General features: G+C 49.7%; 15 protein-coding genes. All 15 read right to left on the bottom strand.

Features of this window, described 5'->3' with window-relative positions; translation table 11 throughout:
- Positions 1 to 38: 38 nt before the first annotated feature.
- Positions 39 to 1,115, bottom strand: coding sequence for a 3-dehydroquinate synthase (gene aroB / locus C2E25_RS15205; RefSeq protein WP_103116576.1), 1,077 nt, complete (start codon positions 1,113 to 1,115; stop codon positions 39 to 41).
- On the bottom strand, positions 1,103 to 1,651 hold the full coding sequence (locus C2E25_RS15200) for a shikimate kinase (protein WP_103116575.1): 549 nt from the start codon (positions 1,649 to 1,651) through the stop codon (positions 1,103 to 1,105). Before C2E25_RS15200 ends, aroB begins: the two co-directional genes overlap by 13 nt.
- Positions 1,652 to 1,732: 81 nt before the next feature.
- Positions 1,733 to 4,510, bottom strand: coding sequence for a type IV pilus secretin family protein (gene pilQ, locus C2E25_RS15195; protein WP_103116574.1), 2,778 nt, complete (start codon positions 4,508 to 4,510; stop codon positions 1,733 to 1,735).
- Position 4,511: 1 nt separating this feature from the next.
- Positions 4,512 to 5,042 (bottom strand): pilus assembly protein PilP, encoded by a 531-nt coding sequence (locus tag C2E25_RS15190; RefSeq protein ID WP_103116573.1) that lies wholly within the window; start codon positions 5,040 to 5,042, stop codon positions 4,512 to 4,514.
- The gene (locus tag C2E25_RS15185; RefSeq protein WP_103116572.1) at positions 5,039 to 5,635 is read right to left on the bottom strand and encodes a type 4a pilus biogenesis protein PilO; all 597 of its coding nucleotides are present in this window, start codon (positions 5,633 to 5,635) and stop codon (positions 5,039 to 5,041) included. The genes C2E25_RS15190 and C2E25_RS15185 overlap by 4 nt, the downstream gene beginning before the upstream one ends.
- A gap of 23 nt (positions 5,636 to 5,658) precedes the next feature.
- On the bottom strand, positions 5,659 to 6,207 hold the full coding sequence (locus C2E25_RS15180; protein ID WP_103116571.1) for a PilN domain-containing protein: 549 nt from the start codon (positions 6,205 to 6,207) through the stop codon (positions 5,659 to 5,661).
- Positions 6,204 to 7,262, bottom strand: coding sequence for a type IV pilus biogenesis protein PilM (gene pilM, locus C2E25_RS15175; RefSeq protein WP_103116570.1), 1,059 nt, complete (start codon positions 7,260 to 7,262; stop codon positions 6,204 to 6,206). Before pilM ends, C2E25_RS15180 begins: the two co-directional genes overlap by 4 nt.
- Before the next feature lie 73 nt (positions 7,263 to 7,335).
- Entirely contained in the window at positions 7,336 to 7,533 is a 198-nt protein-coding gene (locus tag C2E25_RS15170) for a helix-turn-helix transcriptional regulator (RefSeq protein WP_103116569.1), read from the bottom strand.
- 149 nt (positions 7,534 to 7,682) lie between these two features.
- Complete coding sequence (locus C2E25_RS15165; RefSeq protein ID WP_103116568.1) at positions 7,683 to 8,468, bottom strand: prepilin peptidase; 786 nt, start codon at positions 8,466 to 8,468, stop codon at positions 7,683 to 7,685.
- 7 nt (positions 8,469 to 8,475) lie between these two features.
- Positions 8,476 to 9,570, bottom strand: a complete 1,095-nt coding sequence (locus C2E25_RS15160; RefSeq protein ID WP_199177446.1) for a glycosyltransferase family 9 protein — start codon at positions 9,568 to 9,570, stop codon at positions 8,476 to 8,478.
- A gap of 85 nt (positions 9,571 to 9,655) precedes the next feature.
- On the bottom strand, positions 9,656 to 11,008 hold the full coding sequence (locus C2E25_RS15155) for a protoporphyrinogen/coproporphyrinogen oxidase (RefSeq protein WP_103116567.1): 1,353 nt from the start codon (positions 11,006 to 11,008) through the stop codon (positions 9,656 to 9,658).
- Complete coding sequence (locus C2E25_RS15150; RefSeq protein WP_103116566.1) at positions 11,005 to 12,468, bottom strand: glycosyltransferase family 2 protein; 1,464 nt, start codon at positions 12,466 to 12,468, stop codon at positions 11,005 to 11,007. The genes C2E25_RS15155 and C2E25_RS15150 overlap by 4 nt, the downstream gene beginning before the upstream one ends.
- Positions 12,446 to 13,687: a glycosyltransferase family 4 protein gene (locus C2E25_RS15145; RefSeq protein ID WP_103116565.1), complete on the bottom strand. Its 1,242-nt coding sequence runs from the start codon at positions 13,685 to 13,687 to the stop codon at positions 12,446 to 12,448. The genes C2E25_RS15150 and C2E25_RS15145 overlap by 23 nt, the downstream gene beginning before the upstream one ends.
- The gene (locus tag C2E25_RS15140) at positions 13,677 to 14,597 is read right to left on the bottom strand and encodes a sulfotransferase family protein (RefSeq protein WP_103116564.1); all 921 of its coding nucleotides are present in this window, start codon (positions 14,595 to 14,597) and stop codon (positions 13,677 to 13,679) included. Before C2E25_RS15140 ends, C2E25_RS15145 begins: the two co-directional genes overlap by 11 nt.
- A gap of 165 nt (positions 14,598 to 14,762) precedes the next feature.
- Positions 14,763 to 15,512, bottom strand: coding sequence for a sulfotransferase domain-containing protein (locus C2E25_RS15135; RefSeq protein ID WP_146032992.1), 750 nt, complete (start codon positions 15,510 to 15,512; stop codon positions 14,763 to 14,765).
- Positions 15,513 to 15,708: the final 196 nt, after the last annotated feature.

Below are 15,708 nucleotides of genomic sequence, written 5' to 3'. Positions count from 1 at the left end.
GAACCATCACAGGAACAACCCCGATGACAGCGTGTCCGCTAAGGAAGTACGGCTCCGAATGCCTGTCGCGGATCAGGCTCATCCTCGATACAGCAGTCGCCGATGCCGACATTGAGTACCAGCCGAAGCTTTCCGGCAGCCACCTTCTTATCCCGGCCCATCGCTTCCAGGTAGTCATCAAGACTGAACTCCGGAACGGCAATCGGCAACTTGAATTTACGCAGCAGACCGGAGAGAGCGGCGACATCTTCCCTGGTACAATAACCACGTTTCAAGGAAATTTTGGATGCGACCAGCATGCCGATGGAAACCGCTTCGCCATGCTTGACCTCTCCGTACCCGGAAAGATTTTCGACCGCATGCCCGAAGGTGTGGCCAAAATTAAGGATAGCACGCAAATGGCTCTCTTTTTCGTCATTTTCTACAATATCGGCCTTGATTTGGCAAGATTTCTCCACAACCTGGATCAGGCTGGAACCGTCAAGGTTCTGCAATGCGTCAACCGAATCATCCAGCCAGGAGAAAAAACAACGATCGCGGATCACACCATACTTGATCACTTCAGCCATGCCGGAAGCAAATTCACGCGGCTCCAGAGTCTGCAATGTCGCGACATCGATCAGAACCCCCTTTGGTTGATAGAAAGCCCCGATCAGGTTCTTGCCGAGGGGGTGATTCACCGCCGTTTTGCCGCCCACCGAACTGTCAACCTGCGACAGCAGGGTCGTCGGCAACTGAACAAAAGGCACCCCGCGAAGGTAACTGGCGGCCACATATCCGGTCAGATCACCTACCACGCCGCCGCCGAGAGCCAGCAATCCTGATTGACGGTCAAAACCCTGCTCGATCAGGGAGGTGATGACCTGGGTGAAAACTTCGATATTCTTGTATTTTTCCCCATCTGGAATTTCAATCAGATGAACCAGGAAGCCGGCCCGCGACAGGATCTGCTGCACCCGGTCCGCATAGAGTCCGGCCACTGTCGCGTTGGTGATGACAGCCACCCGGGCGGGGAAACCGACCCCGGCCAGCATGTCCGGCAACTGGTCAAGAATGCCCTTGCCGATCCAGATCGGATAGCTGCGTTCCTTGAGTCCGACGTTCAGAACAACCATTTTGGATTTACGCGCTCCAGACCGCCAAGAATCGCGTCGACGACCTCCAGCGGTGCTTGATTTTTTGTTTCGACAACCAGGTCAGCCCTGAGATAGCAAGGCAAACGTTGCCGATACCGTTCCAGGATGGCTTCCCGGCCGCTGTCATCCGCCAACGGGCGACCGGTCGCCGAAGACAGGCGTTCAACAAGTTCCTGCTCATCGGCCCGCAGAAAAACCACAGGCCCGATCTGCCTCATGGCCCGCCAGTTCTCATCCTTGAGGACCATGCCGCCACCAGTGGCAATAACCGAATGACGACACCGGGCCGCCAGATCATGAAGAAGTTCCGTTTCAGCCGCGCGGAAAGTGTTTTCCCCATGCCGGGAAAAAATATCGGCAACGGACAAACCGAACTTCTCAGTTATCAACTGATCCGTGTCGACGAAATCAAGCCGGCAACGCTTCGACAATATCCCGCCGAGGGTCGTTTTTCCCGCCCCCATAAAACCGACCAGAAGCAGGTTCCTCTTCCACTCAGAATGACCTGGCACCATGGTTCGTCATATTAGCAAGGGGCAACAAAAAAGGACAGGCGAAACCTGTCCTTTTTTGCTCTCACCGGGAAACAACAACGTCTATTTGAGAATCCTGGGAGTTACAAAAATCAGCAACTCCCGTCTTTCGTTGGACTTGGTCGTTGACTTGAACAGGTTTCCGACAATCGGCATACTCATCAGGACCGGCACACCGGACTCACTGAAACGTTCATCCTCAACAAAAATCCCGCCGATAACAGTGGTTTCTCCGTCACGAACCAAAACCTTAGTTTCCGCTTTTTTCTCATCAATGGCAATCGCGTCACCGACACCGGTCGGGACAGTGGCGCCAACCGAGCTGTTCGATGCCGAAATTTCCAGGATAACGCTGTCATCAGGATTGATGACCGGTGTAACCTCCAATTTCAGTTCAGCATTTTCAAACTTGGTCTCCGTACCCTGGTCACTGACAGACTGGTAGGGAATCTTGGTTCCCTGGGAGATCGTGGCTGCTTCACCGTTAAGCGTGGCAATCCGCGGCTGCGAGATCACCTTGCCGTGACCTGAGGTTTCCAATGCGGAGATCTTGAGATCCAGAACCGAACTGTCTATCCCCAAACGACCGAACGTGAAAGAGGTACCAAGACCGGAACTGTTCGACCCGGTAATTCCGGTAGGATTGAGAAGGAAACTGCCGCCAAGCCCCAAGCTGGCGTTGTCAAGATTGGCAAAGCTGTCTCCCGCGGAGGATCCCGCGCGATTATCGTATGAGAAACCCCATTTAACACCAAGGTCCCGTGAAAAGTTGGAATTCGCCTCAACAATCCGGGACTCAATCAGAACCTGTCTTTCCGGAGTGTCGAGAATGGACACCAGTTGCTTGATAGAAGCGATGGCCGAAGGGACATCCGTGACAATAATCTGCTTGTTGCGTGCGTCGGGAGTAAGTTTGCCACGTTCGGTCAACAGTTCGGAAACGGGTCCCGCGACATTGTCAAGGCTGGCATGGCTGACCATGATGACTTCGGTCACCAGATCCTGTAATTTCTCCTTGGTCCGCCGGGCGCTCAATTTTGCCTCTTCCATTGAGCGGATACGGGATCGGGGAAGAATACGGGCGACATTACCTGTTTTCAGCATCCCGAGATCCTTGATATCCATGATCAGATCAAGGGCCTGATCCCAGGGCACATCCAGCAGTCGCAGAGTAATATTCCCTTTGACCTCATCACTGGCAATGATATTGAGATTGGCGACCTCACCGATCAGCTGTAAAATCTGGCGGATATCCGCATTATCAAAAACCAGGGAGATTTTCTCACCGGTATATTGTGCCGACGGTTCAGCGATAATTGTATTGGAATGAGGTGCCGCAACCGGCGTCGCAACACTCTTCTTATCGGACTTCTCAACATCAGCCTTCTTGACCGCCTCGACCGTCTCGGCCAATTCCTGAGACGAAGGGGTTGATTTAACCGCGGCAACGGGCACGGCAACAGCCTCGGGAGACGGCGGAGCAATCTCGGCAAATGCGCCGTCATCGGTCTGGAACAGGATCCTGGTCCCCTGCCGTTTGAGGGTGTAGGAAACCGGGCCCTTCAATTCAACGGCAAAGCGTACATCCTGCCCCTTTTTATTCTGCACCAGGTAGGGAGTGATCAATTTAACCGCGGAAGGGAATGAAGAGGCATCCACAACCCTTCGCAGGCTGCGGTTGATGGTGGCGTTGGCAACGCCGAACTGAACAACATCGCCTTTCTGGACAGCTGGAATCAACTGACCGGCACCCGACATCTTCACGCTGAAAATCGAACGGCCGTCCCTGGTGTCAAAATCAAGTGCCTCAATCACAACCGGAACCCCCTGCGCCGAGGGCTTGACTGCCGATTGCACAACTGGTGCCGCCTCTGCGGCAGAAGAGGAAACCGCCCGTCCGCTCCAATCGACCACAACGGCGTCACCGTCACGGGCCACTTCAAAACCTGGCAGAGCGGAACCTTCGGCATCGAACACGAACCTTGTCTTGTCAGCATAAACCCCGACTCGAATTCGCTTGAAACCGTCGACAGCGGCGAAGGATCTCTGCTTGAACCGGGGTTTCACACCGTAAACATCAACCACCAGCCTGGCAGGACCGGCCAGCCGAAAATATTGAAAACGCTTCATTTCAGGCGCAACAAATCGGGCCTGTTGTCCCTGGGGGCCGGCAAAGGAAACACCATCTGGGGAAACAGCTGATTTCTTCACAGCTGTTGTCTGTACCGGAACGTGGGGGCTTTTCGCCTGCGGCTCGGTTGCCGAGTCGGGTTGGGCTGCGGCAGGTTCCACAGCAGCTTTTACCGGCTCTGCAGCAGTTTCTTTTTTTGTCTTCCGCCCTGTCTTGACATCCTGGTTTTTTACAAGTTTCTGACCGATGGAGGCAACTTTCCCGGCGGGGGCCTTGAAAGTAACGTTAAAATCATTCCCGGTCAGGGAAACCTCATAACTCGCGGTTTTCCCAAGAAGAATTTCAACTCGGCCAAGTTTGCCGCTTTCAAGGTCAAAAGAAGAAACGCGCACTTCCTGGAGATTCGGCTCGGAAAGCTTTATTGACTCCTGAACCTGACTCACATCCATGCCGGGAAAATCAATGACAACCCGTACCGGGTCAAAGGAATCGTAAACGGTATAACGGTAACCGACAGGATTCTCTGTTTTCAGAGTTATCGTCGGGGCACCACCGACATTGGTCGATTGAATCGCCAACAATTTATTTGGTGTCTGGGCCGCAGCCAACGAGGCTCCCAGCAACACCAAACCTGCAACGACAGACAACAAAGATGCTAAACGCATGAACTGACCCCCTGACCTTGAAGTGCTCAGCGAATTCCGAATCATATCAGTTGACCCCTCTGTGCGGCGGCAGCTTGATCATTTTTTTATTCGTACGAACAGCGCCGGTAAAGTCATAGTATTTCTCCATGACGGTAATTCCATCAGGCGTGATTGCCGTCACTGTTCCATTGTTCTTGCCTATTTTCAAACCCTTTTTGAGGATATAGGATTTGCCCCCGGGAGCCGCGACCATGGCGCTCGGCTCTCCTTTTCCAACAATGATTCCCAGGATGCGAAACTGGGCAAGGTCAAATTTCTGCAGGGGGGTCAATGGTGTCTTCTTGCCTGTTATCGGCTTCTTCTCTTCGAACAGAGGAACGAAGGGGTCACGCATTCCGGCGGAAGAATAGACGTAATCCGGCTTTTTGGGATGCGGTTTTTTGTTCCGTACTTTTTTGGCGATTCTCTTGACCGGCTTCGCCTTCGCGGCAGGGGCCTTGACAGAAGCGGGAGGACTGTCATCACACCCACCGACCAGTAAAAATCCGCACAGGCCGGCAACCAGCAGGATCTTCTTGATCAGAGGCGCCCTCATTTCTTTTTCCCCTTTTTCTGAGCTTTCTTTTCCACGAATCGAAACGTCCTCGCTTTACACGTGATTTTCAACCTGGCCCGGCCATTTTTTGCCTTGGCCACATCGAGCTTGATGTTATCCAGATTGACGATACGCGGCATGAGGGAAACGGCGTAAGAAAAGGCGGCAACCTGATGGTAGGTGCCACTTAGAGTGAGATTGACCGGAACGACCGCGTAAAACCCCTGGTTGACTTCCCCCTGCGGCTGGAAACGAACTACTTCCAGACCATTCTCCTTAGCGACCGCGGCGATACTGGTCAGCAGAGAAGGGATCTCCTGTTTATTCGGCAACTCGGTCAGGGCTTCCTCCAGCCGCACTTTCATTTTCTGATATTCGGCCTTGAATTTCGGTAGGTTATTGGCAATCCTCTGATCCTGCTGCAATTTCACCTGTAACCGCTGATTCTGTTGCCGGAGAGAGGTCAGTTCATCCTGTTGCGGCAGAAAAACAAACCAGGTCGCAAGACCGACAATCGTCAGCATCAGAACCAGAACCAGCAGAACGCGTTGGTAGGCTGGTAACTTAAGGATTTTTTCCAAACGTGGATTCATGAAACCCTACCCTCCGGATGCCGTCAGTTCTTCGGCGTTGTACTGCGTGCTGAAAGGGCGAATCTCTGCAGTTTCAGCCCCTTCTGGCCCACCCGCTCCGTGACTCTCAGCTGAATATTTTTGTAGTACGGAGACTGTTCGAGAGATCGCATGAATTCTGCGACCGTGGCCTCGTCCATACCAATCCCCTTGATGTCAATGTTTTTTCCGGCCTGGCCGAAATGGGTCAACCAGAGTTTCGGCGGCAGGGCCCTGTTCAACTCATCCAGCAGACGGACCGGCCCGTTTCGACTCTTCTTCAACGACTCGAGAACTTCCAGCTTGCCCCTGAGTTCCTTCTGCAATTTCTTGAATTTTCCAACCTCGCCGATGGCCTTGTGCAGCTGGGCAATCCGGGCCTGCTTCTGCCCGATCGCGGCTTTCTGGTCATCAATCTTCATCGATACGGACATATAGAAACCACCGCACCCCACGCCTGTAAGAATCAGGCAGAGGGCAAGCACGACAAGTTGTCCACGAAGTTGTTCCTGCTTTTGAACGGCCCGGACAGGTAGCAGATTAATTCGAATCATTTGTCCCCCACCCTCCTCATGCCAAGCCCCACAGCGACTGAAAACAGGGGCGCAACCGCCTCGATATATTCAGCATCGAAGGCCTGCTCCGAAACGGCTATCCTGGCAAACGGGTTCATGAGTTCCACCGGAATCCCGAGCTTCTCCTCCAGGCTTTCCCGCAATCCAACGGCCTTGGACACCCCGCCCGTAATGAAAATCTTTTTCACCTTTTCATCCGCCGAGGTGGCAGAGAAAAAATCCATCGAACGTTGAATTTCCTGAATCAGGTTGGCCTGGGCATCCTGAACCACTTCCTGGACACTGTCCATATCAACATCGGGGAGCTCGCCCCCAAGCTTGACATGCTCAGCCTCGTCACTGCTCAGGCCAAGTCTCTTCTGAATTTCTTCGTTGTAGGTATTGCCGCCGCTTTGAATGTCCCGAGTAAAAACCGAAAGACCTTCCTTGAGGATATTGACATTCATGGCGCTCGCGCCCATGTTGATCAACGCAATAATATCTTCCTCCACGGTGTCGTAATTGACCTCGAAAGCACTCTCCATGGCGAAGCTGTCAACATCCATGATCTGCGGGGTCAGGTTGCATTCCTGGAAAACCGCAACATAGTCGTTCACAAAATCTTTTTTTGCCGCCACCAGAATCACGTTCATCTGTGACGGATCCTTGGCATCGGGACCAAGAATTTGAAAATCGAGATTAACCTCGGAAATATCAAAAGGGATGTACTGCTCGGCTTCCCACTGAATGGAAGCTTCCATTTCCTCTTCGGTCATGATCGGCAACTGAATCTTCCGAATAATGACCGAATGCCCGGAAACCGAAGCAGCGACATTTTTTGTCTTGATCTTATGGCTTTCCACCAGACTGCGAATCGAGTCGACGATAACCCCCGAGTCCATAATTGAGTTATCCACGATCGCTTCCGGCGGCAGGGGAAGCAGGCCGAGATTGACCAGCTGATATCCCCCCTTGGCCTCGCGCAACTGCACCATCTTGATCGAACTGGAGCCGATATCGACTCCGACGATGTCTTTTTTCTTCCCTAGCAGCATCTGCATCCCCAGTTCAAAACCGTGTAATTTTTAAGTCCGGTATTTCGGTGTTAAAGCAAACCGCATACCAAACTTACTCAGGAAACACATCTTCCCTGTTCGCCAGGTCGACTCCAAGAGCAAGAATTATCTTGCGCCTGGTTGCCACACGGCAGGGCGCCCCCTTCTCGATGCGATCAACGGTCAAGGGAGAGACACCGGCCTTGCGGGCCAGTTCCGCCTTACTCATGAGCAGGGATTCTCGAATTTCTTTCACCCGATTGTTGGCCATATCGCTTTGTCCACTATGTCAAATAAGGCAAAATTTAGCGTAATTATATGATAATTATGTATCATGTCAATCAAATTAAATGAGAACAGACTCACCACCAACATCATGTGGCACAACAGTGAACCATAGGCCACATATAGCGAGGAGGCTCAGTTCAGCCCAAACAGGTCGAAGTAGAAAGTCAGGAGATCCGGGCCGAAAAACAACCAGACAAGGGCAGAAAATGAAAGAAAGGGTCCGAAGGGAAGGACATACTTGCCATCCGAACGACTGAACAGCATCAGCGGGACACCAATCAGTGTACCTGCCAGAGACGCGATAAAGATAATCGGGAAAACCGCCTGCCAGCCGAGAAAGGCCCCGATCATCGCCAGCAGCTTGATGTCCCCGCCTCCCATGCCTTCTTTCTTGGTCAGGAATTCATAGCCGAAAGCAATAGCGAAGAGCAGTCCTCCACCCAACAGAATACCGAGCAGGGAATCGATCCAATCGACCCAGGGCAACAGAAAGGACGCGGCGAAACCGAGGATAATGCCGGGCAGGCTGATAACATCGGGGATGATCTGATGATCGAGATCGATAAAGGTGATGGCGACCAGCCCGGAAACAAAAAGCATGTAGACCGGCGTTCCCCAGGTAAAGCCGAAATGATAAAGAACCGACAGGAACAATCCCCCGGTCAGAGCCTCAACCAGCAGGTAACGCAGCGAGAAAGAAACACCGCACTGAGAGCAGTGCCCCCGCAACAGGAAGTAACTGAGGATCGGGATATTCTCGTACCAGAGGATCTGGTGACCACATTGCGGGCAACGTGACCGGGGGCTGACAACCGACAGCCCCTCGGGGAGACGATAGATGCAGACATTGAGAAAAGAGCCGATACAGGCTCCGAAAACAAAAGCGCTGCCAAGCAGGAAATAATAAATCGGCGGCATACTGAACTTATTCCTTTCGGTCGTCTTCAGCCCGCAAGTCCTGCACGGCAAGAAGAACCTCGGCTACGGAGATATCGGCAATACAGCGACCGTTAATCGGACATGGCGGAGTGGTACCAAACCGGGTACAGGGAGAGCAGTCGAACTGTTTATTGATCACCCGGTGCCGCGCCCCCCGTGGGGCCCACTTTGCAGCAATGCCGGGGCCGAACAGAGAAACTGTGGGTACGCCCAGCCCGACCGCAATATGCAGCACACCGGAATCGCCCGCAACCAGCAACTGCGCCTGTTGCAGAATTGCCGCGCTACCCGCCAATGAGGTTCGCCCCGCCAGGTTCAGTCCTTCCGCCAGACCTTCGACAATGAAATCGCCGACCTCACGGTCCTCGGGGCCACCGACCACGACCACCGCCCTTCCCTGCTGGGCAAGCGCCGCCGCCAGTTCCCTGAATCTCTCTCCCCCCCAGCGGCGCTCGGCAATGCTGGCCCCGGGGAAAAGCGCCACAAAGGGACGATCCTCCAGCCGGTGAAGAAGCCGTACAGCTTCATCCCCTGCCTCCTCGGGCACCGTCAGAAATGGCTCTTCAGGCGGGGTCGGCGCAACGCCCAGAGGCGCCAGCAGATCGAGGAAACTGTCCATCTCGTACCGATCATGACGATAATCAACGGCATGACTGAACATCCGCCGGCGTTCGTTGGTTCCAAAACCGATCTTCATCTCTGAACGGATCAATCGGGCGACCACGGCGGAAAGCCGGTGCCACTGCTCGGTGTCGATAATAACATCGTAACGGCGTCGCAACACCTGCAACAGGGTCGTGCCCCGATCATAGCAGTCGACCCGCCCAACCGCCGGACAGAGGTCAAACACTCGGGCATTGCGCCGCTCGGCGAGAACGTCGATCCGGCAGGAAGGAAATTGTTTTTTCAGTGCCAGGACAGCTGGAACCAACAGTGCCGCGTCGCCGATACCGCCGGGGCGGATGAGTAAAATTCTAGCCTCAGCAGAAAGGTCAACATTCGACGGCGACGGACGTGGCAACCCCGCAGTCAGCAGAGTTCCGACAATCGCATCAATGTTCTTGAGAGAATGGATTTTCAATGCCGCCGTTAACTTTCTGAAACTTGGTCACAAGTTGAAAATTCTCTACCCAAACAAGTCCGATTTCCTCTCGTACCTGGCAGTATCACCCATTATCTCCCAGGACCGTTTTTTCTGCTGTCCCGGAAACCAGCCGGTCAACGACTTCAACCCCTTGCATGAAGGAATGGTCCATGTTACCGACCTCGTATTTCCAGGCGCCGAAACGTCCTCGCGAGTAAACCCCGTGTCCCTCCAGAAATGGCAGGATGACGGCAAGCGCCTCATCCCGCTGGGTCGATGGAATCGGATAGGCATAGGGGACATCGAGCAGAAAACGGCTGATAATCTGTCCCCTTTCCCTTTCATCAAGCAGGCCGCTGTTAACCAGACCCTGAATAGTTTCTTCAACGATCGACGCTTCATCGACCACCTTGAACGGGGAATAGCTGATCTCACACATGAGGGAAAAGCAACGATTCACATCGCCACCGGGAACATTGTGCGGAGAATAGTTGTGAAAGTTGGTGACCCGGTAGAAGGGGCAGTTGTTCTCGGGGAAGTACATCCAGCAACGGTTGTCTTCACGACGCCCGCGAACTCCGATGCCGACAACATAGACACTGTTGTGCAGCAGCAACTCGGCGGCCAGTCTGACATCTGTGGGCACATCAGAAGCTTTCGCCAGCAACTGGTCGACCGGCATGGTGCTTATCAACTGTTCATACTCTCTTGTCACTCCATTCGAAAAGACCATTTCACGTTTTTTCAGATTTATACTAACCAGTTCGTGGTTCAGGTGTATTTTATCCGAAAAATGTTTCGCGATACCCCTGAATATCGCTCCCGTGCCTCCAGTTTCCGGGAACTTGAACAAATTGTTCGGCCCCCAGGCCACATCATCTTTCTGCTCTCGAATGTTGTCTTCGACTCGTTGAAGATCCACCACACTGACCCGCTCTGCAATCCAGTCCTTACTCATCATCCCTGATGGCGTGGCCCAAACCTTAAAATTATAGGGCTCCATGAAATAACGAACGATGCCGGCACCGAAGACAGCATTCATCCACTCCTGAAAATTTCGGGCAGAACCGGGATCCCCCCGAAGGTTACGCAAACCCTCTATACACTCGTTTCTGGCATTCGCAGGAAGATGGCGGACATTGTTCTGGAAAGGATAAGGGACCCAACATTCCAGAAGGCGCACCCAGCATTCACGCTGATGGCTGTAATACTTGCCGCCAAGAGCGTCTTCTACCACCTGATCGAAATAATCATAATGAGAGAAGAGGACATGGCCGCCGACATCCCAGGTAAAACCGACATCATCAACAAGAGAGGTCGAAAGCCCTCCGACATAAGGTCTGGATTCAAAAAGCTGGCTTGCCCCCCCTCGTTCGTGGAGTCGCTTCAGGGCACCCAGACCACATGGGCCCGCGCCCAGGATATCGACCTTCATTGCCGCTCTCCCCCGAATCCTTTAGAAAGCAAATCTTTTCGACATATCTTGTGCCCCCGCCAAAGGACAAAAGGTAAAACAAGGACCAACAATATGTAGCTCAAAAGCAAAGACAAGACCGGAACATACATCCTTTTTCGAACATGAGATACCGCGCTCAGGTGATCCGACAAAGGATCAAAAAGAAAGGTGTGGCGGCATGCAAATCCAAAAGGAGATGTTCCCTGACTTATAATTAATGAATCGTAATTATTCCTTAAGATCCTGACAAACATCCTTACATGCTCAGTGAACAAATTACTTCTGGAGTCATTAAGGACAAGAAAATCAACCTCAAGGTCATTGAGTAATTGCAGACGAGAATCAGGAACAGCGACAGTCACAGATTTTGATTTAGATGAGAGAAGATGTTTTACAATTGACCTGACAACATCAACGGATGCATCAGTGGTCACAATCACCCTTTGTCCTGAAAAATCATCCCAAGGGACAGACACTGACTTTACATTACTTCCAAAGCTAGGAAGACTTCTTACAATCCGTCCAAAACGTCCATATAAAAAATCAAACACACCACCCTTAATCACCGCATAACTCTGGCTATCATCTGTAAGTTTTGCAAAAACAGCCATTTTAAAAAAGCGGGACAGGACATGAGAAATAGTCGTAAAAAAATTCAAACCTTGCAGGTGCTTAGCGAAAAATAAAAAGGTATTTCTAACTAGATAGTAATTTTGAGACCTTCCCTTTTCAGTAAAAGAAGGATGATAGACCCTGGATGACAGAGCTACGATAGTACGGAAACCGGCTTTTCCAGCACGAATACAGAAATCACTATCGTCCCAATAAAGAAAAAACCGCTCATCAAGCGGCCCCGTCTGCAGGACACACCGACGGCTGATCAACGCCGAACAAAACGGGACATAATCAACATTCAGAAACCTGGCACTCATCTCTCGGTCTCGTGCATTCTGCATCACGGAGCGTACATGTCCATATTTCCAATCAATATTCGCCCCCAACTTGACCAGAAAAGAAGGGTCTTCGGCATTAAGAATCCTCGAACCAACGATGCCAACTTCAGGAGACGACAACGCTGCAGAAACCAGATTCTTCAAGCTATCGGTTTCAACGATAGCATCATTATCCAAAAGCCAAAGAAAATCGAATTCATTCTGGATCCCATAGTCCATACCTACATTGAACCCACCTGTCCCACCCAGATTGCTACCAGTCTCGAGTAAAGTTACGGAAGAAGGAAATGCCTCGCGCACCGCATCAGGTGAACCATCATTCGAGGCATTGTCCACAACGACAATCTTGAAGTGAGAGTAGTCCAGGCGATGAAGAAGGGTAAGCAACCTGAGCAAGTCCTGCTTTTTATTCCAGTTAACGACTACAACGCATACAGATGGCGCACTTTGGGTGTCCCGCCGATCACTTTCCATTGAGGAATCCATCAATCAACTCCAGATACGTCCCATAGACGTTACGATAATCGAAATTTTTTGCGACTAGCTTCGCTCGACAAGTCATTTGAGAACATTTTTCAGAATCCGCAAGAAGAGTTTTTATCCATGCAGGATAGTCCTTCGCATCATCACAAACTATGCCATGAATACCATGTTCAAAAGGAATCCCCCTGACACCCACCCGCGTCGCGATAATCACTTTACCGCGAGACATTGCTTCCACCGCCTTAAGAGATGTTCCCGTACCCCAAGGGACGGGGATCAGGCAGAATTTCACAATGTGGTAAAGGTCCTCCAATACGGCAGGTTCAACGGATCCCAAAAGGCGAATATTAGGTGCGAAGCAACGAATTCCCTTGCCACAGTCTCCGGCAATAAAAAAAATAATTTCCGGGCACGCCGGTGCGATCTCTTCAATAATACTCTTCACAGCTTCGCGATTTGGAATCCATCCACTGCCGACAAAAAGAGCGGCAGATTCAAATCCCTCCAACGTTTTCTCCAGTTCATTATTTCCCCTGGCTGGAGAAATCAATTCCTCCTCTTGGAGCGCTACCGGATTAGTAACAACTCGAATCCCCTGGACACCCCGAGCCCGAAAGTACTCAGCGTCACTATGCGACACAACAACGGAACTGTGGGCAGATTTCATTGCCGCCAATTCGCGGTTCAGAAGCTTTCCAAACATGAATTTATTAACGAAAGAAGGGCCCTCCTTGGTCCACGAGACTGACAGGACATCATGATTGGTCAAAATAAGACGCTTGCTTCCCGCCCCCAAGGCCTCGAACCAAAAAGGATATTCAAGTAAAACAACATCATGTTCTTCTGCAATATCTATGAGCCGCGCGGAAAATCTTTGGTCAAACCCAGGAAAGAAAAAGTACGTAAATGCCTGAAGAGCTGGCATTCTACCGATTCGGCTCACAAGAAGCACCAAGGCATACAGGCAAAAAAGGCCAAACGACGATGGAAAAACAAGTTGGCGGAAAAGTATTCCACGATCTTCAGTCTCCCACGAAGACCGACCAGTGCTAAGCACGGTAACATGGAATCCCTTATCAAGAAGGAAATCGGCAAGCAGCCCAACACGCAAACCAGCCCCGATATTCTTCTTTCTCACCGACTCGATTCCCCATGGATAAAGAATCAAGACTGAAGGGGCGTCTTGCGAAACGTCACCTATGTCATCTTGTTTAAATGGCATCCACTTCCCTGACAGACATAATTCTTGAAATCAAATTCTTACATCGCTGCAACAAAGGAAACTCTATTTTATACTGGTATCTTTCCATATATTTAAATACAATTGATTGAATTTTTACAATCTCCTGGAAAGAAAATATTTTTTTAGGGTCAACATTACGTACATAAATTTGTTGCTTTATAACATCATCCTTCCAATACTCAAATGGTCGAATGATTGAAGATGCTTTTTCGGAATATTCTTTTAAATTATTTGGAACAAATTCCATATTGAGAAAATTACATATTTCCTCAATCCATTTTTTGGGATTTTTCACCAAGTCTTCATATCTTACTAAACAACTGGCATCTGGATACTCAGAAGAAAATTCCTCATATTTTTCAATATTATAACGCCATTGATCTGCCAAAACTCCGATTAGATCATCTGTATCAGGAACAAAATATTTTGTTCGAGAATAAATGGCATGAAAAGGGTTTCTAATAATATAAACAAATTTTGATTCTGGATAGAGACTATAAATCTTTTTTGCCCAAAGACCATGATCTGGCGTCTTCTCTAGCCATCTCCTTCCCGACATCTCAAGTTCAGGGAAATTTTTCAGAAGATATAATTCAAATAAATCTTTTACATTAACAGTCTCAGGCCCATTCTGCCCGTCTCCTGTTTTAAGTTGCTCAATATAGCAAGAAAGTTGCGACCGTCTTGAAACCTCGGCCATAATTTTCTCAGCCAATTCAAAATCAACCTCTAATTCCAGTCCGCCATTAAATTCAAAAAAGGTCGTAAATAAATGTGTTTCAGGGAAGGTCACCAGGTCTCCTTGTGTAGCCAAAAGAGACTGCAACAAAGTCGTGCCGGACCGTGGATATCCGACAACAAAAATCGGATTTTGAGTTAATGTCTTCATTAGTTAAACGGTAGATTCTAGTTCCAAACACACCACTTCAGAATTAGGTTGCAAGACAGAACATGACAGGTCTTTCGACGATATTAAAAGGGGACAACGACACACCAGAAGGATCCCTCAATGTCCTATACACACTCTTTTTTCGTTTGTAATATTGCGTAATTACTATCGTTCATAGCCATATCTTTCAATCAACTCTCCATGTTGCTGCTCAAAATAGTCTTGAACTTTTGACGTAAAATGTTCCTTCCATTGCGAGACCCCAGGATTGCGTATGTGATCTGTTTTACCCGCTTGCTTTTTCGCCGAAAAGTGGTCGGCTAAAAATAGGCCAATCCTTTTTTCAAGCCAAGAAACCTCATAAAACCTGAAGATGTCATCAAAAATCTCTAGCTCATTGCCAATTATGTCTTCGTATTTATACACTTTTATTCTAGCGTCCGTTATTGGCCATTGTTTCATTGAATCAAAATGCTTCTTTCGAAAATCAATTTCTGCTATCAAACCATCTTCTTTACTCAAGCTCTGCAAGTACGATGAGAAGGAATGTCTTTTATCCATATTTGCAGGAAGGCAACCATTAACAATCTCCCAATCAAATTCACATGGATTAACAATATTACACCAAGCCTCAGCCCCCCTTCTATGGTAGAAATACCCAGAGACAATCAAATCTCGTGGATCACGTACAAACCGACTCACTCGAAACTTATTTCCTAGTCTTGATAAATCTAAAGCATGATTATTCACTGAAACAAGCTTATATTTATTTAACTCTCGGTAAAAATCTCCAACCATACTATTAAAATGCCTGTATCCATTACTAAATTTTACTATTCTATTATAGAGAGACGACAAAACATTTGAATAATACACAGTAAGGCACTTATGATATGAACAATGAACAAGTTTCAAACTTTACTCCACGTCAACATTCATGCAGAGAAACAGACTATCTTTCAGACCATATAGGTGAAAGGTACGTCATCTCCCACAATCAAAAACAGAACAATAGTTTTTACTACAAAATACCTTCGATGTTTACCGGCTACTAGACAGAGCTGGTACCAAAATTTCGGACAGTGCATTAAGGTGGACAGCCCCGCACTGA

Origin of the sequence: Geothermobacter hydrogeniphilus (assembly GCF_002898515.1) — a bacterium.
In the GTDB taxonomy this organism is placed as follows: Bacteria; Desulfobacterota; Desulfuromonadia; order Desulfuromonadales; family Geothermobacteraceae; genus Geothermobacter_A.
This window is presented reverse-complemented; position numbering and strand designations above follow the sequence as displayed.

Bases quoted from the DNA above. Each gene is read 5' to 3' on its own strand.
- aroB (WP_103116576.1), bottom strand. From the start codon at position 1,115: ATGGTTGTTCTGAACGTCGGACTCAAGGAACGCAGCTATCCGATCTGG.
- pilQ (WP_103116574.1), bottom strand. From the start codon at position 4,510: ATGATTCGGAATTCGCTGAGCACTTCAAGGTCAGGGGGTCAGTTCATG.
- C2E25_RS15170 (WP_103116569.1), bottom strand. From the start codon at position 7,533: ATGGCCAACAATCGGGTGAAAGAAATTCGAGAATCCCTGCTCATGAGT.
- C2E25_RS15185 (WP_103116572.1), bottom strand. From the start codon at position 5,635: ATGAATCCACGTTTGGAAAAAATCCTTAAGTTACCAGCCTACCAACGC.
- C2E25_RS15200 (WP_103116575.1), bottom strand. From the start codon at position 1,651: ATGGTGCCAGGTCATTCTGAGTGGAAGAGGAACCTGCTTCTGGTCGGT.
- C2E25_RS15155 (WP_103116567.1), bottom strand. From the start codon at position 11,008: ATGAAGGTCGATATCCTGGGCGCGGGCCCATGTGGTCTGGGTGCCCTG.
- C2E25_RS15165 (WP_103116568.1), bottom strand. From the start codon at position 8,468: ATGCCGCCGATTTATTATTTCCTGCTTGGCAGCGCTTTTGTTTTCGGA.
- C2E25_RS15150 (WP_103116566.1), bottom strand. From the start codon at position 12,468: ATGGATTCCTCAATGGAAAGTGATCGGCGGGACACCCAAAGTGCGCCA.
- C2E25_RS15190 (WP_103116573.1), bottom strand. From the start codon at position 5,042: ATGAGGGCGCCTCTGATCAAGAAGATCCTGCTGGTTGCCGGCCTGTGC.
- pilM (WP_103116570.1), bottom strand. From the start codon at position 7,262: ATGCTGCTAGGGAAGAAAAAAGACATCGTCGGAGTCGATATCGGCTCC.
- C2E25_RS15140 (WP_103116564.1), bottom strand. From the start codon at position 14,597: ATGAAGACATTAACTCAAAATCCGATTTTTGTTGTCGGATATCCACGG.
- C2E25_RS15145 (WP_103116565.1), bottom strand. From the start codon at position 13,687: ATGCCATTTAAACAAGATGACATAGGTGACGTTTCGCAAGACGCCCCT.
- C2E25_RS15180 (WP_103116571.1), bottom strand. From the start codon at position 6,207: ATGATTCGAATTAATCTGCTACCTGTCCGGGCCGTTCAAAAGCAGGAA.